This window comes from Serratia sp. 1D1416 (assembly GCF_003641105.1).
Taxonomy (GTDB): domain Bacteria; phylum Pseudomonadota; class Gammaproteobacteria; order Enterobacterales; family Enterobacteriaceae; genus Serratia; species Serratia ficaria.
In genome coordinates this window covers 1,167,660-1,188,883 of sequence record NZ_CP032738.1, presented here as the reverse complement: position 1 = coordinate 1,188,883, position 21,224 = coordinate 1,167,660, and the positions used below count along the sequence as shown (strand labels likewise).

At 62.3% G+C, this 21,224-nt stretch carries 15 protein-coding genes; 4 read left to right on the top strand and 11 right to left on the bottom strand.

What is annotated here, in order from left to right:
* Nucleotides 1–781 precede the first annotated feature (781 nt).
* The 5 genes from glpD to malT all read right to left on the bottom strand — a co-directional run bounded on the left by glpD (nucleotide 782) and on the right by malT (nucleotide 7,498).
* Nucleotides 782–2,290 carry a glycerol-3-phosphate dehydrogenase gene (gene glpD, locus D7I37_RS05775; protein ID WP_061799011.1) on the bottom strand — a complete coding sequence of 503 codons (1,509 nt, stop codon included), beginning with the start codon at nucleotides 2,288–2,290 and terminating at the stop codon, nucleotides 782–784.
* A 267-nt stretch (nucleotides 2,291–2,557) separates the two neighbouring features.
* Nucleotides 2,558–3,316, bottom strand: a complete 759-nt coding sequence (locus tag D7I37_RS05770; protein WP_004930797.1) for a DeoR/GlpR family transcriptional regulator — start codon at nucleotides 3,314–3,316, stop codon at nucleotides 2,558–2,560.
* Nucleotides 3,317–3,369: 53 nt separating this feature from the next.
* Nucleotides 3,370–4,206: a rhomboid family intramembrane serine protease GlpG gene (gene glpG / locus D7I37_RS05765; RefSeq protein WP_061799009.1), complete on the bottom strand. Its 837-nt coding sequence runs from the start codon at nucleotides 4,204–4,206 to the stop codon at nucleotides 3,370–3,372.
* Between the two features lie 167 nt (nucleotides 4,207–4,373).
* The gene (gene glpE / locus D7I37_RS05760; protein WP_061799007.1) at nucleotides 4,374–4,700 is read right to left on the bottom strand and encodes a thiosulfate sulfurtransferase GlpE; all 327 of its coding nucleotides are present in this window, start codon (nucleotides 4,698–4,700) and stop codon (nucleotides 4,374–4,376) included.
* Between the two features lie 83 nt (nucleotides 4,701–4,783).
* Nucleotides 4,784–7,498 (bottom strand): HTH-type transcriptional regulator MalT, encoded by a 2,715-nt coding sequence (gene malT, locus D7I37_RS05755; protein ID WP_129543436.1) that lies wholly within the window; start codon nucleotides 7,496–7,498, stop codon nucleotides 4,784–4,786.
* 507 nt (nucleotides 7,499–8,005) lie between these two features.
* Here malT and malP point away from each other — a divergent pair.
* Nucleotides 8,006–10,411 (top strand): maltodextrin phosphorylase, encoded by a 2,406-nt coding sequence (gene malP / locus D7I37_RS05745; RefSeq protein WP_129543435.1) that lies wholly within the window; start codon nucleotides 8,006–8,008, stop codon nucleotides 10,409–10,411.
* A gap of 9 nt (nucleotides 10,412–10,420) precedes the next feature.
* Complete coding sequence (gene malQ, locus D7I37_RS05740; protein ID WP_129543434.1) at nucleotides 10,421–12,511, top strand: 4-alpha-glucanotransferase; 2,091 nt, start codon at nucleotides 10,421–10,423, stop codon at nucleotides 12,509–12,511.
* Nucleotides 12,512–12,624: 113 nt separating this feature from the next.
* Here malQ and nfuA read toward each other — a convergent pair whose 3' ends face one another.
* Nucleotides 12,625–13,200, bottom strand: a complete 576-nt coding sequence (gene nfuA, locus D7I37_RS05735) for a Fe-S biogenesis protein NfuA (protein WP_061798998.1) — start codon at nucleotides 13,198–13,200, stop codon at nucleotides 12,625–12,627.
* 58 nt (nucleotides 13,201–13,258) lie between these two features.
* A complete protein-coding gene (gene gntX, locus D7I37_RS05730) occupies nucleotides 13,259–13,942 on the bottom strand; it encodes a DNA utilization protein GntX (protein ID WP_061798996.1) in 684 nt (227 codons plus the stop codon).
* A 40-nt stretch (nucleotides 13,943–13,982) separates the two neighbouring features.
* Between gntX and bioH the strand changes: the two genes are divergently transcribed.
* Together bioH and D7I37_RS05720 are read left to right on the top strand one after the other, a co-directional pair.
* A complete protein-coding gene (gene bioH, locus D7I37_RS05725; protein WP_061798994.1) occupies nucleotides 13,983–14,753 on the top strand; it encodes a pimeloyl-ACP methyl ester esterase BioH in 771 nt (256 codons plus the stop codon).
* Between the two features lie 268 nt (nucleotides 14,754–15,021).
* Nucleotides 15,022–15,306 carry a YdgH/BhsA/McbA-like domain containing protein gene (locus D7I37_RS05720; RefSeq protein WP_061798992.1) on the top strand — a complete coding sequence of 95 codons (285 nt, stop codon included), beginning with the start codon at nucleotides 15,022–15,024 and terminating at the stop codon, nucleotides 15,304–15,306.
* A gap of 43 nt (nucleotides 15,307–15,349) precedes the next feature.
* On the opposite strand, the gene D7I37_RS05715 is transcribed toward D7I37_RS05720, so the two are convergent.
* The 4 genes from D7I37_RS05715 to D7I37_RS05700 form a co-directional block, all read right to left on the bottom strand.
* Complete coding sequence (locus tag D7I37_RS05715; protein ID WP_061798990.1) at nucleotides 15,350–15,589, bottom strand: FeoC-like transcriptional regulator; 240 nt, start codon at nucleotides 15,587–15,589, stop codon at nucleotides 15,350–15,352.
* Nucleotides 15,589–17,904 (bottom strand): Fe(2+) transporter permease subunit FeoB, encoded by a 2,316-nt coding sequence (feoB, locus tag D7I37_RS05710; RefSeq protein ID WP_129543433.1) that lies wholly within the window; start codon nucleotides 17,902–17,904, stop codon nucleotides 15,589–15,591. Before feoB ends, D7I37_RS05715 begins: the two co-directional genes overlap by 1 nt.
* Nucleotides 17,905–17,970: 66 nt before the next feature.
* Nucleotides 17,971–18,195 (bottom strand): ferrous iron transporter A, encoded by a 225-nt coding sequence (gene feoA / locus D7I37_RS05705; protein WP_061798985.1) that lies wholly within the window; start codon nucleotides 18,193–18,195, stop codon nucleotides 17,971–17,973.
* Between the two features lie 608 nt (nucleotides 18,196–18,803).
* The gene (locus tag D7I37_RS05700) at nucleotides 18,804–21,134 is read right to left on the bottom strand and encodes a Tex family protein (RefSeq protein WP_095099683.1); all 2,331 of its coding nucleotides are present in this window, start codon (nucleotides 21,132–21,134) and stop codon (nucleotides 18,804–18,806) included.
* Nucleotides 21,135–21,224: the final 90 nt, after the last annotated feature.

The window sequence follows — 21,224 nt, the reverse complement described above, 5'->3', positions numbered from 1 at the left end:
CGTCCGTGAAATTTTCGGTCGATAAAGGGGAGATGCGCCATGAGGATCACGCGCCTCGACCGAGCAAGGGACCGTGGGCGCGGTCCCTTGCAACCCGCGCCTTCGGCCTATCAGACGGTTGGCTGTGCCAACGTTACTCGGCCCATCCTTGGGCCTCGCCCCTTCGGGGCCGCTGCAAGCAGCGTTCAAATCTGTTCCTGACAGATTTGTCCTCCCTCCGTCCCGTCGCATCACGGCCGGCTACGACAGGCGTCCCTGCCTGTCTCGCCTGAAACCGCCGTCCTTGGCGGTTTCGCCTATGCGCCGCTCCTGCGTTCGGCGTCTTCAAGGGCGCCTAACATCGTGCTCATCCCATCATTTTCACTGTCTTCCATAACGCAATATCAAACGGAGGGGACAAGTTGCCCGGTGGCTGCAGATTCGGGTGTTGACCTTGGGCGCGCATCGCCGGCTGCCGAGCAAGACGGCGTTGTCAGGGGCAACCGGCCAGGGAAGGCCGGTTGAGGCGAGACTAACAGGGACGTTTGTCGTAGCCGACCCGCCCGACAACGCAGGCGCGGCGAGGGTATCCGCGCAGCGGACAGACGGTGTTAAGCGAAGGCGCGGGTGGAGGGGCCGCGCCTTCGGCCCCTCCAATTGCCGTACATTGCGGTAGCAGAGAAATGCAGGGTATTTACGGCAATTCCGCCTGCACGGAGCGTACAGAAATTGGATAAAAAAATGCCAGTCAGGCTTAACTGACTGGCATTACGCGCAAGCGGCCTTTTCCTTATGCGTTGGCTCAGGAAGCCAGCGACAGCGCTTTCGCTTTCGCGTGTTGCGCCAGCCAGGCCTTCACCCGCGCCTGCTGCGCGTCGTCCAGCCACATGCCCAGCTTGGTGCGGCGCCAGATGGCGTCGTCCAGCTCCACCACCCACTCTTTCTCGATCAGGTAGCGCAGCTCGGCTTCGTACAGGCCGTGGCCGAACTCTTCACCCAAATCGCTGAGGGCGTTGGCGCCGGCCAGGATCAGCTCGCTGTGGCTGCCGTAGGTGCGGGCATAGCGGCGCGCCAGGGATTCCGGCAACCAGCCGTGCTCGCGGCGCAGCCTGGCGGCGTAGGCGTCGCGATCGCCACCGATGTCGCCGCCGGGCAGCGAACCGTTTTTGGTCCACGCCGGGCCGCAGCCAGGGTAGTAGTGCGCCAGCTTCTCCATCGCGTGCTCAGCCAGCTTGCGGTAGGTGGTCAGCTTGCCGCCGAACACCGACAGCAGCGGCGCCTTGCCCTGCTCGTCGTGCACGTCCAGGGTGTAATCGCGGGTCACCGCCTGCGGCGAATCGGACTCGTCGTCACACAGCGGACGCACGCCGGAGTAGGTCCAGACGATATCGTCGCGGCCCAGCTGCTTCTTGAAGTGATCGTTGTACACCTTCAGCAGGTAGTTGATTTCGTTCTCGTCGATCTTCACATCTTTCGGATCGCCGTGGTATTCCACGTCGGTGGTGCCGATGATGGAGAACTCGTCGTTCCACGGGATCACGAACACGATGCGGTGGTCTTCGTTCTGCAGAATGTAGGACTGCGGCTGGTCATGCACGCGCGGCACCACGATGTGGCTGCCTTTGATCAGGCGGATGCCGTAAGGCGATTTCAGCTTCAGGCCGTCGTCGAAGAAATTCTTCACCCATGGGCCGGTGGCGTTCACCAGGCCCTTGGCGCGCCAGGTGAAGGTTTTGCCGCTGTCGATATCGACCGCTTCCACCATCCACAGGCCGTTTTCACGCCATGCGCGGGTGACTTTGGTGCGGGTGCGCACTTCGCCGCCGCGTTTTTCCACTTCCTGCGCGTTCAGCACCACCAGGCGAGCGTCGTCGACCCAGCAGTCAGAATATTCGAAACCGCGCTTCAGTTCAGGCTTCAGCACCGATTCTGGTCCAAAGCGCAAACTCTTGCTGCCCGGCAGGCTGGTGCGTTTGCCCAGGTGATCGTACAGGAACAGGCCGATGCGGATCATCCAGGCCGGACGCAGGTGCGGCTGATGCGGCAGGCGGAAACGCATCGGGAACGCGATGTGCGGCGCCAACTTCAGCAGCACTTCGCGTTCGGCCAGCGCTTCGCTCACCAGACGGAATTCATAGTGTTCCAGGTAGCGCAGGCCGCCGTGGATCAGTTTGGAACTGGCGGAAGACGTAGCACAGGCCAAGTCTTGCGCTTCCAGTAGCAGTACCGATAGCCCGCGCCCGGCAGCATCCGCCGCGATGCCGGCACCGTTGATGCCGCCACCGATAACGATCAAGTCTTTGGTTTCCACGTCATCTTCCTCCAGATGTTCGAAATAGCTCTTTCATGTTCGTTTTCGCTCATGATTGTAATCAAAAACCAACAAACAAGCCAAGACTTAACCAAACAAAAACATTTAGGCGTGATAGAGCTAACAGTTTGCCGGTAGTAGTTATACAAAAAGGAGGGATATGGACGCGGGCGAGTGCGGGTTCAGCAGGCTGAACCCAGCGAAAAAGCAGGCGTTAAACGGGCGCGGCGGGCGGCGCCCCGGGGGAGTGAACGCGTTGGGGCCGGCTCAGCACAGCTCCAGCTGCACGTCGTACTGTTCGATGATTTTCATCACGCTGGGCGGCGGCAGTTGGTCGGTGAACAGGTAGTCGATCAGGTTCATGTTGCCCAGGTTGACCATGGCGTTGCGGCCGAATTTGGAGTGGTCGGTCACCAGCATGACGCAGCGGGAATTTTCGATAATTGCGCGTTTGGTGCGCACTTCGTGATAGTCGAATTCGAGCAGCGAGCCGTCCATGTCGATGCCGCTGATGCCGAGAATGCCGTAATCGAGCCGGAACTGGGAGATGAAATCCAGCGTGGCTTCACCCATGATGCCGCCGTCGCGGGTGCGCACTTCACCGCCGGCCAGGATCAGACGGAAGTCTTCCTTGGCGGTCAGCAGGGTGGCGACGTTCAGGTTGTTGGTCACCACGCGCAGATTCTTGTGGTTCATCAATGCGTGGGCCACCGCTTCCGGCGTGGTACCGATATCGATAAACAGCGTGGCGCCGTCCGGGATCTGGCTGGCGACGCGCTGGGCGATGCGGGCTTTCTCTTCCGACCACATTACCTTGCGATCGTTATAGGCGGCGTTGACCGAGCTGGAGGGCAGCGCGGCGCCGCCGTGGTGGCGCTGGATCTTGTTCTGATCGGCCAGGTCATTCAAATCGCGGCGAATGGTTTGCGGGCTGACGTCAAAATGTTCCACCAGCTCTTCGGTACTGACATAACCCTGCAGGCGCACCAGCTCGATAATTGCGTCATGACGCTGTGTTTGCTTCACGATAATCCCCTAAAACGCCCGGTATACCCTGCGGTGGGCATAGGTCCTGGCTGTTATTGTTCGTTGTGCGCGCGATGACGCGTGTCCCAAAATGCCATCAATAACCCTAACACTAAACCGGCCACGTGTGCCGCGTTGGCGATCGACATTCCTAAAATATCGAAATATCCGGCCACCAGCCACAGCACCGAAAACACCATCAGGCCGCGCGGCAGCATCAGGCCGCGCTCCGGCGCGCGTTCGCCCGAGAGCCACGCGTAGCCCATCAGCGCGTAGACCACGCCGGACAGGCCGCCGAACAGCGCGCCGCTGAACAGCGATTGCGCCCAGCCGCTGAAAAACGCCGACACCACCGCCAGCACGAACAGCTTGCCGGCGCCGAGGCGTTTTTCCATCGGGCCGCCGAGGTACCACCACCACAGCAGGTTGAAGACGATGTGCAGCAGCGAGAAGTGCAGAAACGCATGGCTGACCCAGCGCCACAGCTGCAGGTATTGGCTGCTGTCCTGCGGCCATGACAGCCAGTACATCACCACGTCGTCGCCGAGCAGCTGCATCAGGATATACACCGCAATGCACAGCGCCATCACGCTCAGCGTCAGCGGCCCGGCCTTGCTGCGCAAGGTGTGCAGATAGGATTCGCTCTGGTAGTGCAGGCCGGCGTCGGTATGGCCGGTCTGCCAGCTGGCGGCCTGGTAGCGGCGGTTAAGCGGATCGACCAAAAACTGCTGCAGCTCATGTTGCACCTGCTCCAGCCGGCTGTCGTCCGCCAGCCAGATTTCGGCCGCCTCGCCGCTGTTGCGCAGCTCAAGCCGGATGCCCTGGGTCGCCATATAGTCGACAAAGGCCAGCGCCAGGCGCGGGTTGGATACGGCGATTACTCTAACCATTGCTCTTCCGTCTAAGTGAATGATTTTAGCCGCCGCTTTGGCGTCGACGGCCCAGACGGCCGATTATAGCGTCGAAATCCTGAGCGCAAACAAGGGATCGGTGAAAAACAGTAAAAACGCCGGCCGACGGCGAAGAAAAGCAACCCGCCGGCGATCGGCGGGCCAAATTAGGCGGAGGTTTCAACGTCCTGCGGGTACTGGCGCGCCCAGGCCTCGAAGCCGCCGTCGATGCTGTATACCGCGTCAAACCCTTGATGCAACAGGTATTGCGCCGCGCTGCGGCTGCTGTTGCCGTGGTAGCACATCACCATCACCGGGCGATCGAAATCGTTCTGCTGCATGAACGCCGGCAGGCTGGCGTTGGTGAGGTGGAAGGCGCCCGGCGTATGCCCGGCTTCAAAACTTTGCGGATCGCGGATGTCGACCAGGGCGGCGCTGCCGTCTTGCCAACGGCTGTGCGCCTGCTCAACGTTGATCGCTTCAAACTGTTCCATACTGCTGACTGCCTCGTAGATTGGGGGACGCCGGTATTGTAACCAACTCTGCGGCAATTAAGACCAGAGCAAGGTTGTGGTTTTTAGGCGCCGTACCCCATCATTTTCAGCAATTGCTGCGCCTGCTGCACCGCTTCCTGTCGATGGGCGACCCCCAGCTTCTGGTACAGATTGCGGATATGGGTTTTGATGGTGGTGGCCGCCACGTCCAGCTCGCCGGCGATCTGGTCATTGCTGTAGCCGGAATAGATCAGCCCCAGCACCTGCCATTCGCGCTGGGTCAGCGGGCTGGTGCGAATAAGCTCCGGCACCTGCGGGTGAGTCAGCAGCTTATCGACGAAGTTCTCGTCAAAATGGGCGAATTTATGCCGGTGATGCTGGTTGATGTCGCGCAGAATGCGCTGGGCGCGATGCTGCTCCAGCTCCGGCAGCGTATTGAGCTGGATCAGCTGGCGCAGCTGCTGCGCCATCGCCTCGCCCTCGATAACGAAGTGGCTGATAAAACCGGTGCGATTCGCCAGCGACAGCGCCTCGATCAGCGCCTGCTGCGCTTCGCCTTTGCGATCCTGTTGCCAGTACAGCTGGTTGCTGAGCAGCAGGTTGCGGTTGAGATCGCTCATCAACCGCAGCCGGCGGGCGTTGTCGTTCAGTTCGTCCAGCACCACTCCGGCCTCGTCATGCTGGCCGAGCAGGATTTGCACCCGGGCGATATTGCGCCATTGGCCCTGGGTAAAATGGTTGTCCGCCATGCCGGGCTTTTCGGTCTGCCGCAGCCATTGGGCGGCGGCGGCGGCGTCGCCGGTCATCTGCCAGTGGATCACCCGCGATTTGTCGGTATTGGTCAGCCAGTCGCGGTGGTATTGCGCGCCGTGCAACAGCGCTTCGCAGCGCTGCAGATGGGCGTTGGCGTTGTCCAGATCGCCGCGCGCCAGCGAACACTTGGCCAGCATGGCGATGCACTGCAGCTGCTGCTGCGGCTGGTAGTTGGCGAGGATCTTCAGGCCGGCGCGCGCGGCGTCTTCGGCTTCGTCCAGCCGCGACCACGACCACAGGATCTGCGCGCGGATGCGCAGCAGGAACTCGTGCATCGGCAGCTGCTCCAGGTGCTGCTCGCGCACCAGCTCGAACGCCTTGTCCTGGGTTTCGTAGGCCGCCTGCAGAAAGCCCTGGGCGATCAGGATCTCGCTCTGCTGCAGCAGCGCCCACAGCCCGTAGTGGTAAGTCTGGTGGCGGCGCGCCATCTGTTCGGTCTGCTGCATCATCGGCAGCGCGCGCGCCAGCTCGCCTTTGCAGTGATGCACTTCGCCGGTCACCGAGGTGGCGACGATGCGGCTGTAATAGCTGGACAGCGGCAGGAACTTCAGCGCTTCGGTCGCCAGACGCTCGGCTTCTTCCGGCTTGCCGGCGTTGATCGCCACCTGGGCGCGCAGGGCGTCGAATTCGGCGTGCAGCGTCTGATCGACTTCAACCTTCTGCTCGCGCATCGTTCGTTCGGCGCGCTCGAGCAGGGTATTCACTTCGCCGTAGCGGTGCTGGCTCTGCGCCAGCCAGGCCTGCAGCAGCGCCAGCTTGGGATTTAGGATCAGGCACTCATACGGCAGGGCGTTGAGGCACTCTTCCAGCAGGGCCAGCTCGCTGTGGTGGAACAGCGACCAGGCGTGCTGTTGCAGGATGTCGCGCAGCATGCTGACGTCGCTGGCCGCCAGCGCATGGTGGATGGCCTCGGTCGGATAGCCCAGCGCCAGCCAGCCTTCGGCGGCGGCGCGATGCAGCCCCGGCAGCTCCAGCGCCAGCTCCCACTGGCAGCGTTGGCGCAGGAAGGTGGCGAACAGCGGGTGGAAACAGAACCATTCGCCGGTGTCGTCCATGCGGTGGATAAACAGCCCCTGGCGCTCCAGCTCTTCCAGCCGCTGCTGGCCGTTGTCTTCGCCGGTCAGGCGGACGATCAGCGCGTCGTTCATCGAACGCAGCACCGAGCAGCGCAGCAGGAAGGCGCGCGCCTCGGCGTCGACGCGATCCAGCACCTCGTCCACCAGGTAGTCCGACAGATGGCTGGCGTTCAGCCCCGCCAGCCGCTTGGCCGACAGCTGGGCGGAAGAGGCGGACTGACGGGCCGACAGCGCAATCAGCTGCAGGGCGGTGGCCCAGCCTTCGACCTCATCGCACAGGCGGCTGCTGTCGTGCTGCTCCAGCGGCGCGGCCAGCCGGCAATCGAAGAACTGCTTGGCTTCCTGGTGATTGAACGCCAACTGCTGCGTGCCCATTTCCAGCAGCTGATCGCGCACCCGCAGGTTGGCGATGCCGAGCGGCGGTAGGGTGCGCGACAGCAGGAGCAGCGTCAGGTTTTCCGGCTGATGGCGCAGGAAAAATCGCATCGCTTCGTGGATGGCGTCGTTGGTGATCAGATGGTAGTCGTCAATCACCAGGTACAGCGGCTGGTGCCAGTCGGACAGTTCGATAAACAGCTGGGCGAACAGCGCCGACAGGCTGGCGTACTGATGCTTCTGGCTCAGCGCCTCGCTCTTCACGCAGTGGCCGCCGCTGGCCTGCTGCAGCGCGGCGATCAGATAGCTGGCGAAGCGTTCCGGCTGGTTGTCGCTTTCGTCCAGCGAATACCAGCCGAGGTCGGTTTTCCCGGCCGCCCACTGGGCGACCAGCGTGGTTTTTCCGTATCCCGCCGGGCAATTGACCAGTGTCAGGCGATAGTTGCCCGCGCTGGCCAGCTTGGCCAACAGGCGATCGCGGATCACGGTATTTTGCAGCCGTACCGGGCGGCTCAGTTTTGATGGGATCAGCATAGTATTCCAGGGTAAAAATCGCGGTTCCCGCCGCCTAAGGCCAGCCCGAAGGAGTTCATATCATCGCGACTCCCGCCGGGATCGGAGTGGAGCTAATTATTTTATGGCTCGTAATTAATAGCCCTCCTAACTTCTGACAACGTTAAACGTATTGCAACAAGCTTCCGCATTGGCTTGGAGTTAAATTGCTATCGATCACACTTTTTTACGTTTAGCGCCGGCTCGCCGCGCTATCGCCCGGGATCGCATTTCCCGCCATGGACAAAACTTCAGCAGTGCGAATAACTGTGCTAACGTCAGGAACAGCGTTCTCAGTGCTCGCCGCGCCCGGCGGTGGGCTTTTTTGCATCGGTGCAAGGGAGTCAAAAAGTGCCTGAGATCACAATTCCAGCTACGCCCCAATCCTCCTCCCCAGCTAATCCTCAGGCGGGATGATGCCGTCCGGGTTTCTCCCCGGCACGATAACGGCAATTTGACGACCCACTTACTGGATAGAGAGTTTTTCTTATGTCACAGCCTACGCTCAAGAAGGATGCTTTTCTGGCGGCACTGACCCGTCAGTGGCAACGGTTCGGCCTCAGTTCCGCACAACAGATGACCCGGCACCAATGGTGGGAAGCGGTAAGCCGCGCGCTGGCCGAACAGCTGGCCGCGCAGCCGGCGCCGCGCAACGACGCCAGGCCGCTGCGCCATGTGAACTACATCTCGATGGAGTTTCTGATCGGCCGCCTGACGGCGAACAACCTGATCAACCTGGGCTGGTACGACACCGTTGAACAGGCGCTGGCGGAGCAGGACGTCAAGCTGGCGGACCTGCTGGAGCAGGAAACCGACCCGGCGTTGGGCAACGGCGGGCTGGGGCGTTTGGCGGCCTGTTTCCTCGATTCGATGGCGACGGTGGAGCAGCCGGCCACCGGCTACGGGCTGAACTATCAGTATGGGCTGTTCCGCCAATCGTTCAGCGGCGGCCAGCAGCAGGAGGCGCCGGACAACTGGCAGCGCGAAAGCTACCCCTGGTTCCGTCACAACGCCGCGCTGGCGGTGGACGTGGGCATCGGCGGCAAGCTGGAAAAACAGGCCGACGGCCGCGAGCTGTGGCGCCCGGCGTTCACCCTGCGCGGCGAAGCCTGGGATCTGCCGGTGCTGGGCTTTCGCAACGGCGTGACCCAGCCGCTGCGCCTGTGGCAGGCGACTCACCGGCAGCCGTTTGATCTCGGCGATTTCAACGACGGCAAGTTCCTGCAGGCTGAGAAGCAGGGCGTCGAGGCCGCCAGGTTGACCAAGGTGCTGTATCCGAACGATAACCATCAGGCCGGCAAACGCCTGCGCCTGATGCAGCAGTATTTCCAGTGCGCCTGCTCGGTGGCGGATATCCTGCGCAAGCATCATCAGGCCGGGCGCAGGATTGAAGACCTGCCGAAGTACGAAGTGATCCAGCTGAACGACACCCACCCGACCATCGCCATTCCGGAAATGCTGCGCATCCTGCTGGATGAGCATCAGCTGGACTGGGACGCGGCCTGGGCTGTCACCAGCAACACCTTCGCCTACACCAACCATACCCTGATGCCGGAAGCGCTGGAGTGCTGGGACGAGAAGCTGGTGCGCAGCCTGTTGCCGCGCCATTTCTCGATCATCAAACAGATTAACGCCAACTTCAAAAAGTTGGTGGAGCGGCACTGGCCGGGCGACGAGGCGGTATGGGCCAAGCTGGCGGTGCACTACGACAAGCAGGTGCGCATGGCCAACCTGTGCGTGGTCAGCGGTTTCGCGGTCAACGGCGTGGCGCAGCTGCACTCGGATCTGGTGGTGAAGGATCTGTTCCCGGAATATCACCGGCTGTGGCCGAACAAATTCCATAACGTCACCAACGGCATCACGCCGCGCCGCTGGCTTAAGCAGTGCAACTCGGCGCTGTCCGGCCTGATCGACCAAACCCTGAAGGTGGAGTGGGCCAACGATCTCGACGCGCTGAAAGGGCTGGAGAAATACGCCGACGACGCGGCTTTCCGCCAGCGCTACCGGCAGATCAAGCGCGACAACAAGGTGGCGCTGGCCAACTACGTGCACGGCGTAATGGGGCTGACGCTCAACCCGGACGCCATCTTCGACGTGCAGATCAAACGCCTGCACGAATACAAACGCCAGCACCTGAACCTGCTGCATATTCTGTCGCTGTATCGCCAACTGCGCGACAACCCGAACCTCGACATCGTGCCGCGCGTATTCCTGTTCGGCGCCAAGGCGGCGCCGGGCTACTACCTGGCGAAGAACATCATTTACGCCATCAATCAGGCGGCGGAGAAAATCAATAACGATCCGCTGGTGAGGGATCGGCTGAAGGTGGCGTTTATCCCCGACTACCGGGTGTCCGTGGCCGAATTGATGATCCCGGCGGCGGATATTTCCGAGCAGATCTCCACCGCAGGCAAAGAGGCCTCCGGCACCGGCAACATGAAGCTGGCGCTGAACGGCGCGCTGACCGTCGGCACGCTGGACGGCGCCAACGTCGAGATTGCCGAACAGGTGGGCGAAGACAACATCTTCATCTTCGGCAACACCGTCGAACAGGTGAAGGCGCTGCTGGCGCAGGGGTATGACCCGCTCAGCTACCGCAAGAAAGACAAGCACCTGAAAGCGATCCTGGACGAGCTGGCGAGCGGCGCTTTCAGCCACGGCGACAAGCACGCGTTCGACATGATGCTGCACAGCCTGCTGGAAGGCGGCGACCCGTACCTGGTGCTGGCCGACTTCGCTTCGTACTGCCAGGCGCAACGCCGGGTAGACGAGCTGTATCGCAACCAGGACGAATGGACGCGCCGCACCATCCTCAACACCGCGCGCGTCGGCATGTTCAGTTCGGATCGTTCGATTCGCGACTACCAGCAGCGCATTTGGCAAGCCAAACGTTAAGGAGAGCGAATGGATCGCAAGCGTATCGATCAGGCGGCCGCGCAGGCGGGTATCGCTGCCGACTACATCAATGCCCACGGCAAGCCGCAGGCGAGCCCGCTGGACACCAAGCGCAAGCTGCTGGCGGCGATGGGCCGCGACGGCGCGACGGCGGCAATGCCGTCGACGCCGTTGCCGCCGGTAAAGGTGTTTTATCAGGGGGCGCCGATGGCGCTGCCGCTGGGCGGTGAGGGCGAATATTTGTGGACGCTGCAGCAGGAAGACGGCGGGCGCCGGCAGGGGAAAGCCCACGCGCGCAAAACCCTGACGCTGCCCGGTGACCTGCCGGCGGGCTATCACCAGTTGACGCTAAGCCAGGGGCAGCGGCAGTGGCCGTGCCGGCTGATCGTCGCGCCCAAACGCTGCTTTGAACCGGACGCGCTGCTGACCGGCAAAAAGCTGTGGGGCGCCTGCGTCCAGCTCTATACGCTGCGTTCCGACCGCAACTGGGGCATCGGCGATTTCGGCGACCTGCGGCTGATGGTGGAGCAGGTCGGCGAACGCGGCGGCGCCTTTGTCGGCCTGAACCCGATCCATGCGCTGTATCCGGCTAACCCGGAAAGCGCCAGCCCGTACAGCCCGTCATCGCGCCGCTGGCTGAACCTGGTGTATATCGACGTCGACGCGGTGGAGGATTTCCGGCATAGCCAGGCCGCCCAGCAGTGGTGGCGCAAGCCGGCGACGCAAAAGCGGCTGGCCAAGGCGCGCGCCGCCGATTGGGTGGACTACGGCGCGGTAACGCAGCTGAAGCTGGCGGCGCTGACGCTGGCGTTCCCGGTTTTCCAGGCGCGCAAAGCGGGCGACCCGCAGCGCCAGGCGTTTGAGCAATTCGTTGCCGAAGGCGGCGACAGCCTGTACCGGCAGGCGGTCTTCGATGCGCTGCATGCCCATCTGGCGGCGCAGGACAGCAGCCTGTGGGGCTGGCCGGCCTGGCCGGAACGGTACCGTCAGGGCGATGGGGCCGCGGTGCAGCAGTTTTGCCGGGAGCATCGGGATCAGGTGCGCTTCTACCTGTGGCTGCAGTGGCTGGCGGCCAGCCAGTTCGCCGAGTGTTTCAGCCAAAGCCGGCAGCAGCAGATGCCGATTGGCCTGTACCGCGATTTGGCGGTCGGGGTGGCGGAAGGCGGCGCGGAAACCTGGTGCGATCGCGAGCTGTACTGCCTGAAGGCCTCGGTCGGCGCGCCGCCGGACATCTTGGGGCCGCTGGGACAAAACTGGGGGCTGCCGCCGATGGATCCGCACGTGATGGCGGCGCGCGGCTACCAGCCGTTTATCGACCTGCTGCGCGCCAACATGACCAGCTGCGGCGCGCTGCGCATCGATCACGTGATGGCGTTGCTGCGCCTGTGGTGGATCCCCTACGGTGAAACGGCGGACCACGGCGCCTACGTCAAATATCCGGTGGATGACCTGCTGGCGGTGCTGGCGCTGGAAAGCCAGCGGCACCGTTGCATGGTGATCGGCGAGGATCTCGGCACCGTGCCGGTGGAGATCGTCGGCAAGCTGCGCGACAGCGGCGTTTATTCTTACAAGGTGTTGTATTTCGAGCGCGACGCGGAGAACCGTTTCCGTGCGCCGCAGGCTTACCCGGTGCAGGCGATGGCGACCATTACCACCCATGACCTGCCGACGCTGCGCGGCTATTGGCAAAGCGGCGATCTGACGCTCGGCAACCAGCTGGGGCTGTACCCGGATGCCGAGATCCTGCAGGCGCTGTTCGCCGATCGCGAGCGCGCCAAGCAGGGGCTGCTGGACGGGCTGCATCATTACGGCTGCGTGCCGCAAAAGGTGGGCAAGAAGGCGGCGCTGCTCGGCATGAGCCCGCTGCTCAACCGGGGGCTGCAACGCTACGTCGCCGACAGCGCCAGCGCCTTGCTCGGCCTGCAGCCGGAAGACTGGCTGGACATGGCCGGCCCGGTCAACATTCCCGGCACCAGCGATCAGTACCCGAACTGGCGGCGCAAGCTGACCCATACGCTGGAGGAGATGTTCGCCGATCCGCGGATCAATCGCCTGCTGAAGGATTTGGACAAGCGGCGACGCAAGGTGTCGGTGGGGTGACGACGAGGTGTCGCGGTATCAAGGCGCAGGATAACAACCCGGGCCCTATCCAAACGATGGGGCCCGAATTCATTGGAGTTGCCGCCTAGCTGCAACTTCAAGTAAGAAGGGGATCAGTAGTAAGAGTGCTCGCCGCGCTGGTGCTCGGTCAGATCGCGCACGCCTTTCAGCTCCGGGAACTTCTGCAGCAGCTCTTTCTCGATCCCTTCTTTCAGCGTCACGTCGACCATGGAGCAGCCGTTGCAACCGCCGCCGAACTGCAGAATAGCCAGGTTGTCGTCGGTGATCTCCATCAGCGTCACGCGGCCGCCGTGGCCGGCCAGCTGCGGGTTGATCTGCGATTGCAGCACGTATTCGACACGCTCCATCAGCGGCGCGTTGTCGTCTACCTTGCGCATTTTGGCGTTAGGCGCCTTCAGCGTCAGTTGCGAACCCAGCTGATCGGTCACGAAGTCGATTTCGGCGTCGTCCAGATACGGCGCGCTCAGCTCATCGACATAGGCGGACAGCTTTTCGAACTTCAGCTCGGTGTCTGTCGCTTCTACCGCATCCGGCGGGCAATAAGAGACACCGCATTCGGCCGTCGGCGTGCCCGGGTTGATCACGAACACGCGGATTTGGGTGCCTTCTTCTTGATTTGCCAGCAGTTTGGCAAAGTGTTCCTGTGCAGCATCTGTTATACGAATCATAGCATTAGCTCAATAATTGACTTCTATAGTCGGTTATAATACGCCCATTGCCGTGGCACTACAACGTGCGGCAGACGCACCATATCTGTAGCGACGCGGCGCCTTGCCGATGCAACAGCGCAGCGATTTCCGCCACGGTGCTGCCGGTCGTCACCACATCATCCAGCAGCGCGATATGTCGGCCGGCGACGGCTTCGTCACAGGCAAACGCATTGCGCAGATTGCGCCGCCGCGCGCCGGCGCTCAGCCGCTGCTGCAGGGCGGTTTTGCGCACCCGCCGCAGCGCCGCCGGGCGGTAGGCGCAGCCCAGCCAGCGCGCCAGCGGCCTGGCCAACAGATCGCTCTGATTATAGCCGCGCCGCCAGCAGCGTTTAGCCTGTAAGGGTACCGCTAAAATCAGGTCGGGTCTGTTCAGATACTGCTCTCTGCGCGCCTGCAGCCAGCTCAGCAGGATCAGGCGCGCCAGCGTCGGCGCCAGTTCGGGCGCCTGCTGGAATTTGAACCTTTTCACCAGTTGGCTGAGCGGGGCAATATAGTCGCCGGCGGACACCAGGCGTTGCCAGAGCGGCGGCCGTTGCAGGCAGCGGCCGCAGGGCAGCAGGGTGCTGCCGGCGGGCAGACCGCAGCGCGGGCAGCAGCGGGGTCTGGCCGGCAAATGGCGCAGGCAGCAGCTGCAGATGCCGTGGCGGATAAACACTAAGGGTTGTCGGCATAGCCAACAGCGGCTGCGGATTGCTAGCATAGGGGCCCGGTAACGGATGAATTTCAAAGGACATTAACCGATGACAGCGTTGTACTGGCAAACAGTGGGCGAAGGCGAGCGCGATCTTGTGCTGCTGCACGGCTGGGGTTTGAATGCCGAAGTGTGGGGTTGCATGCTGGAGCGGCTGACGCCGCATTTTCGCCTGCACCTGGTCGATCTGCCGGGCTATGGGCGCAGCCAGGGGTTTGGCGCCATGTCGCTCGAACAGATGGCGGAGACGGTGCTCGCCGCCGCGCCGCCGCAGGCCTGGTGGCTTGGCTGGTCGCTCGGCGGGCTGGTGGCCAGCCAGATTGCGCTGACGCGGCCGCAGCGGGCGAGCGGGTTAATCACCGTCGCCTCTTCACCGTGCTTTGCCGCCCGCGACGACTGGCCGGGGATCCGCCCTGAGGTGTTGAGCGGCTTTCAGCATCAGCTGAGTCAGGATTTCCAGCGCACCGTCGAGCGCTTTTTGGCCCTGCAGACGCTGGGCACCGAAAGCGCCCGTCAGGATGCCCGCCAGCTGAAAGCGGTGGTGCTCAACCAGCCCACGCCGACGGTCGAGGTATTGAACGGCGGCCTGGAGATCTTGCGCACCGCCGATCTGCGCCGGCCGATGGCGGATCTGAACCTGCCGCTGTTGCGCGTTTACGGCTATCTGGACGGGCTGGTGCCGCGCAAGGTCGCCGGGCTGCTCGACGCCGCCTGGCCGCGTTCAACCGCAGAAATCCTCGCCAAAGCCGCCCATGCGCCTTTCATTTCTCACCCTGACGCGTTTGCGTCGATTATCGAAACGTTCATCACAGCGCATTGAATATTGATGAGAAAAGCACGATAGGGCGCTAAAAAAAGCGCCCCCCGGGTGGATAAAAGACAAAGCTGTTCGATACTTAGTGAGTCAATGCGTTGGCTGCAAAGTGAAAAAGCCGCGTGCGCTTTTTTCACTTTGGCGTTTCGTCTCTGGGCAAGGGGTCTCGTCAGGGAAAGCAACGAGACCTGAGGATGTCACGGCAGCCTGCTTTAGCGCACATTATTCTTGACGGCTTTCATAACGTATAAATTATCCATTGAGAGGTAGAGTCATGAAATCATTGAAGATGATAGTTGCAGCGTTGGTGGTGGGTACCTTGTCTTTCAGTTCCATGGCGGCAACCCTGCTGACCAAGGAAGATCTGGATAAGAATCCGGGTAAATACGAGAAAATCGGCACGGTCACCACGACCGCGGAAACCACGTCGCCGATGGACGCCAAAGAAGAGCTGTCCAAGCTGGCGGATGAAAAGGGCGGGCAATACTACGTGATCCTGGCCGGCCGTGAGCACGGCAAGTTCAGCGCCATCGCCGAAGTGTACAAAGACAAGCAATAATTATTGATTGGCGAGGGGCGCTCAACGCGCAGCGCCCCTGATTTCAGGCTTTCAGCCGATAGGTTACCGTACCGCATCCCCGGCCCTGCGGGCAGCTTTTGCAACTGCCGCTCAGGCAGGCGCCGTCCTCCTGTTCGATACGCTCCACTTTTCCCATCGCCGTTAAACGCTCCAGCATCGCCTGCACCAGCGGCAGAGGCGTCGCCAGCAGGCGGCTGAGCTGCTGCGGCTGCGCGCTGCCGTGCAGCGCCAGCGCGTCGCGCACCTGCAGCAGGCCGGCCATCAGTGGCAGCTTCCTTGCGGGCCCTGGCAGCAGGCGGCCGGCGTGGCGTTGCCCAGCCGCACTCTCACCCGGCTGCGCGCCCGGCGCAGGCCGAACAGGATCAGCAGGTTGATCAGCACCACCGTCAGGATCGCCGCCAGGCTGTACCGCGGGTGTTGGCTGAAGGTGGCCGTCTGGTAGAACAGCGTCGCCAGCGAATAGGCGATGTTCAGCCCCCAGAGAATGGAGAAGGTCATCCAGCCGCGGCTCGACTCACGGGCGATGGCGCCCATCACCGAGACGCAGGGCACATACAGCAGCACAAAAATCAGGTAGCTGTAGGCGGAGATCCCGGAGCCGAATTTGCTGCTCATCACGCCCATGGAGCTGGCGCCCATTTCGCCGTCGCCCTTGCTGGCCTCGATCGGGTTGGAGAGCACGCTCAGGCTGAAGGTGTCTTTCAGCCCCTGCCAGGTGTCATGCAGCGCGCCGCCCAGCTGGCCCAGCAGGTTAAAGCCGGCGGCGTCGAACGGCTGATTGTTGATCTGTTCTGCGGTGTACAGGGTGTTCAGGGTGCCGACCACCACCTCTTTGGCCATGGCGCCGGTCACCAGGCCGACGGTGGCCTGCCAGTTATCGCCGTGCACGCCCATCGGCTGCAGCAGCGGGGTCAGCACCTTCGAGACCGAGGCCAGCGCGGAGTCGTTGATGTTGTCGACCGGCTGGCCGCTGAACGAGAAGCTGTTCAGGCCGCCGATGAAGATGCTGGCGATCACGATCACCTTGCCGGCGCGCAGCACGAAGCCTTTCAGCCGCTGCCAGGTTTGCAGCAGCAGGCTTTTCAGGTGCGGCACGTGGTAGACCGGCAGCTCCATGACGAACGGCGAGGCTTCGCCGCGCATAATGGTGTATTTCAGCACCAGGCCGGTGAGGATCGCCACCACGATGCCGAGCATGTACAGCGAGAACACCACGCCCGCGCCGTCCTGGCCGAAGAAGGCGGCGGCGAAGACCGCGAAGATCGCCAGGCGAGCGCCGCACGACATGAAGGGCGCCATCATGATGGTGATCAGCCGCTCGCGCTGGGCATCCAGGGTGCGGGCGCCCATGATCGACGGCACGTTGCAGCCGAAGCCGACAATCAGGGGCACGAAGGATTTGCCCGGCAGGCCGAGCGCCTGCATCAGCCGGTCCATGACGAACGCCGCGCGCGCCATATAGCCCGAGTCTTCCAGAAACGACAGGAACAAATACATCATGCCGATCTGCGGCACCAGCGGCAGCACGGTGTTGATGCCGCCGCCGACCCCCTGCGCCAGGAAGATGGTCAGCCATTCGGGGAAATGCAAGGTATAGCCCAGCCACTGAATGCCCTGAATGAATATCGCCGCCGAGCCGATGTCGAAGATCGGCTGCAGCGCGCCGCCGATGTTGATCGCCAGCAGGAACATCAGGTACATCACCAGCAAAAAGATCGGCACCCCCAGCCAGCGATTGAGGATCACCTTATCCAGCAGTTCGGTCAGGCGGTTCGGCAGCGCCTGCTGCGAGTTGCTGACGGCGTCGCACAGGAGGGCGATCGACTGATAACGCGCATCGGCGATCACCAGCGCCGGATCTTCCTGCCGCTGCCGTTGCAGCGCCTGCCGGGCCGCCGGCAGCAGCGCGGTGGCGGGGCCGGCCAGGCTGTGGCTGTAGATATCGCCCTCCAGCATCTGCAGCGCCAGCCAGCGGCGTTGCTCCGTCGGCAGGCGCTGCGGCATGGCGTCGCTCAGCGTGGCGACCTCTTCCAGCAGCAGCGGCGGGTAGTTCACCAGCGCCTTCAGCTCATTGAAACCGTGGTTGTCGATCATCTGCTTCAGCACGCCGATGCCGTCGGCCTTGGTGGAAACCATCGGCACCACCGGGCAGCCGAGGCGCGCCGACAGCGCGGCGATGTCGATCTCGATGCGCTGGCTCCTGGCGATATCCAGCATGTTCAGCGCGACGATGCAGGGAATGCCCAGCTCCAGCAGCTGCAGCGTCAGATAAAGATTGCGCTCCAGGTTGGCGGCGTCGACCACGTTGATCAGCAGATCGGCGTCGCCGCTGAGGATGTAGTGGCAGGCGATCTGTTCGTCGAGCGAGGTTTGCTCCGAGATGGTGGTCAGGGAATAGGTGCCCGGCAGATCGACCAGCCGCACCTCAGACTGCGGCGTGGTGAAGTGGCCTTCCTTGCGCTCCACCGTGACGCCCGCCCAGTTGCCGACCCGTTGGCGCGCCCCGGTCAGCTGGTTGAACAGCGTGGTTTTGCCGGAGTTCGGATTGCCTATTAAGCCGATGGTGAGTTTTTTCATAATCCCACGTGATAGTAGTCAATGGAAACAGCGCCGACGCAGCGGTGCGCCGGCAAAGGGTCGGGCTCAGGCCTGGCCGTCGAGCAGCAGCAGGGCCAGATCTTTCCGGCGCAGCACCAGGCTGACGCGGCGAGTTTTTATTTCTATCGGGTCGCCGAGCGGGGCGACGCGCACCACCTCGAATGAGGAGCCGGGCAGCATGCCGAGCGATAACAGTTTCTGGCGATAGGCCGGGCCAATTTCGCTGGAGAAGCCGGCAATCTTATAAGCGTGTTTAGGCAGAAGATGCATATTGTTAACCTTCCGGGAGCCGATGAGAGTCGGGCTGATGATTATTGAGCGTGGCCGGTGAGCGCGCTGGGCCCGCGGCGTCATTCATCCATTAAGGTTATGCGGTAAATAAAGAAGGCAATAGTAGTGAGAATCATTATCGCATTCAATATAAAAAGTAAGGGTATTGGTAACCAATTATTATGACAATCACATGTGGGCGTGGCGTTGTCTTGTTGAGCACCGTTTTACCACCGGCGCTGGCGCGCTACAAATGAGAATGGCGAGTTAAATCAGTTACGTGATTGTAATTAATTTTTCCCATTTGAAAACGCCGGCGACAGTTTCATCGCTTTTTTATCAGCGCCAAGGGCAATTCAATAACATTCCACTCTTTGAATGCGAGCGGTAACCATTTGTGTTTCGCCCATAAATCACCAAATGAAAACGGCGTGTTAATGGCGGTGTTAATAAGTGGCTGGCGCGAAGCGTTTATCGGTTGGCAACAGGAGAGGTTTATCGCCCCGAGCGCGGTAATAAAAAAATGCCGGTTTATTGAGATGGGTCAAAAAAAGCCGCCGGATAATTATCCGGCAAGGGCGGAGCAGGCTCCGCCCTGAATAACCCGGTTAGCGTTTTTTACCGAACGCCGCCGCCAGAGCGTCGCCCATGGCGCTGTTGCCGGCCGGCGCGCTGGCGCGCGGCTTGGCCTTGTTGGCCGGCGACCGGTTGGCGTTATCGCGCGCCGGCGCCGATGCGTTGCCGCCGCGGCGCGGCGAGCCTTCGCCCGGCTGCTCATCCAGACGCATGCTCAGCGCGATGCGCTTACGCTGCAGGTCGACTTCCATCACCTTCACTTTGACGATGTCGCCGGCTTTCACCACGCTGTGCGGATCTTCGACAAACTTGTCCGCCAGCGAAGAAATGTGCACCAGGCCGTCCTGATGCACGCCGATATCCACAAAGGCGCCGAAGTTGGTGACGTTGGTGACCGACCCCTCCAGGATCATCCCCGGCTGCAGATCGTTAAGCGTTTCAACGCCTTCGGCAAAGGTGGCGGTCTTGAATTCCGGGCGCGGATCGCGGCCCGGTTTCTCCAGCTCTTTCAGGATGTCGGTGACCGTCGGCATACCGAACTTTTCGTCGATAAAATCGCTGGCCTTCAGGCTGCGCACCGCCGCCGAATTGCCCATTAAATCCTGCAGCGCCTGCTGGGTGGCGGCCAGAATGCGTTCCACCACCGGGTAGGTTTCCGGGTGAACGGTGGAGGCGTCCAGCGGGTTGTCGCCGTGGTTGATGCGCAGGAAGCCGGCGCACTGTTCGAAGGCTTTCGGCCCCAGGCGGCTGACTTTCAGCAGCTGCTCGCGGTTGCTGAAGCGGCCGTTTTCATCGCGCCAGTTGACGATGTTCTGCGCCATCATGCGCGTCAGGCCGGCCACGCGGGTCAGCAGCGGCACCGAGGCGGTATTCAGATCGACGCCGACGGCGTTCACGCAGTCTTCCACCACCGAATCCAGCTTCTTGGCCAGCTGGCTTTGGCTGACGTCGTGCTGGTATTGGCCGACGCCGATGGATTTCGGCTCGATCTTCACCAGCTCAGCCAGCGGATCCTGCAGGCGGCGGGCGATGGATACCGCGCCGCGCAGCGAGACGTCGAGATTGGGGAATTCCAGCGCCGCCAGTTCGGAGGCGGAATACACCGAGGCGCCCGCTTCGCTGACGATCACTTTCTGCGCCTTGACCTCGCTGAACTGTTTTTGCAGATCGAGGTAGAAACGCTCGGTCTCGCGTGAGGCGGTGCCGTTGCCGATGGCGACCAGCTCTACCTGATGTTTGATGCACAGCGCCGCGACGATGGCGGCGGCTTTGGCCGCCTGGCCGGTATGCGGGTAGACGGTGTCGGTAGCCACCAGCTTGCCGGTGGCGTCCACCACGGCGACCTTCACCCCGGTGCGCAGGCCCGGGTCCAGGCCCATGGTGGCGCGCATGCCGGCCGGCGCGGCCATCAGCAGATCCTGCATGTTGCGGGCGAAGACGTTGATCGCTTCGTCTTCCGCGCGCTCACGCACCGTGCCCATCAGCTCGGTTTCCAGGTGCAGCAGCACCTTGATGCGCCAGGTCCAGTTGACCACCGCTTTGCGCCAGGCGTCGGCCGGGGCGTTGTTCAGGCGCAGGTCGAGGTGGTTGATGATGATCTGTTCCGCCTGGCTTTCGCGCGGCGCTTCTTCAAACTGCGGATCGGCATTCAGCGCCAGCTGCAGTACGCCCTCGTTGCGGCCGCGGAACATCGCCAGCGCGCGGTGCGAAGGCACCTGGGCGATAGGTTCGTGATGATCGAAATAGTCGCGGAATTTGGCGCCTTCCTGTTCTTTGCCTTCCACCACCTTGGACACCAGATGGGCGTTTTTCCACAGGTAGTTGCGCACCTTGGCCAGCAGGGCGGCGTCTTCGGCAAAGCGTTCCATCAGGATATAGCGCGCGCCGTCGAGGGCGGCTTTCACGTCCGCCACGCCGTTATCGGCGTTAACGTAGCTTTCGGCCAGCAGCTCCGGCTGCTGCTGAGGATCCTGCCACAGGGTATCCGCCAACGGCTCCAGGCCGGCTTCGATGGCAGCCTGCCCGCGGGTGCGGCGCTTCGGTTTGTACGGCAGGTAAAGATCTTCGAGCTCGGTTTTGCTCAGCGTGGCGTTGATCGCCCCCGCCAGCGGCTCGGTCAGCTTGCCCTGTTCGTCGATCGATTTCAGGATGGTCTGACGGCGGTCTTCGAGTTCACGCAGATAGCCCAGGCGGGTTTCCAGCTGGCGCAGTTGGGTGTCGTCCAGGCCCCCGGTGACTTCCTTACGATAGCGTGCAATAAAGGGCACGGTATTACCTTCATCCAGCAGACGGATGGCGGAGTCAACTTGCTCCGGCCGGGCCTGCAGTTCTGTTGCGATAATGCGGCTCAGTGGGTCATTCATAAGTCTGGTATCTGTGTTGGGAACGGTGAATAAACAGGGGACAGTTATACGGATTGCGCGCGGAAAATGCCAGTGGAGCGGCCGTTCGGA

Excerpts from the sequence above, each read along its gene's own strand:
- glpG (WP_061799009.1), bottom strand. The coding sequence starts at position 4,206 with ATGGTTAGAGTAATCGCCGTATCCAACCCGCGCCTGGCGCTGGCCTTT.
- feoB (WP_129543433.1), bottom strand. The coding sequence starts at position 17,904 with ATGAAAAAACTCACCATCGGCTTAATAGGCAATCCGAACTCCGGCAAA.
- nfuA (WP_061798998.1), bottom strand. The coding sequence starts at position 13,200 with ATGATTCGTATAACAGATGCTGCACAGGAACACTTTGCCAAACTGCTG.
- D7I37_RS05700 (WP_095099683.1), bottom strand. The coding sequence starts at position 21,134 with ATGAATGACCCACTGAGCCGCATTATCGCAACAGAACTGCAGGCCCGG.
- malP (WP_129543435.1), top strand. The coding sequence starts at position 8,006 with ATGTCACAGCCTACGCTCAAGAAGGATGCTTTTCTGGCGGCACTGACC.
- feoA (WP_061798985.1), bottom strand. The coding sequence starts at position 18,195 with ATGCATCTTCTGCCTAAACACGCTTATAAGATTGCCGGCTTCTCCAGC.
- gntX (WP_061798996.1), bottom strand. The coding sequence starts at position 13,942 with ATGCTAGCAATCCGCAGCCGCTGTTGGCTATGCCGACAACCCTTAGTG.
- malQ (WP_129543434.1), top strand. The coding sequence starts at position 10,421 with ATGGATCGCAAGCGTATCGATCAGGCGGCCGCGCAGGCGGGTATCGCT.
- D7I37_RS05715 (WP_061798990.1), bottom strand. The coding sequence starts at position 15,589 with ATGGCCGGCCTGCTGCAGGTGCGCGACGCGCTGGCGCTGCACGGCAGC.
- glpE (WP_061799007.1), bottom strand. The coding sequence starts at position 4,700 with ATGGAACAGTTTGAAGCGATCAACGTTGAGCAGGCGCACAGCCGTTGG.
- D7I37_RS05720 (WP_061798992.1), top strand. The coding sequence starts at position 15,022 with ATGAAATCATTGAAGATGATAGTTGCAGCGTTGGTGGTGGGTACCTTG.
- malT (WP_129543436.1), bottom strand. The coding sequence starts at position 7,498 with ATGCTGATCCCATCAAAACTGAGCCGCCCGGTACGGCTGCAAAATACC.
- bioH (WP_061798994.1), top strand. The coding sequence starts at position 13,983 with ATGACAGCGTTGTACTGGCAAACAGTGGGCGAAGGCGAGCGCGATCTT.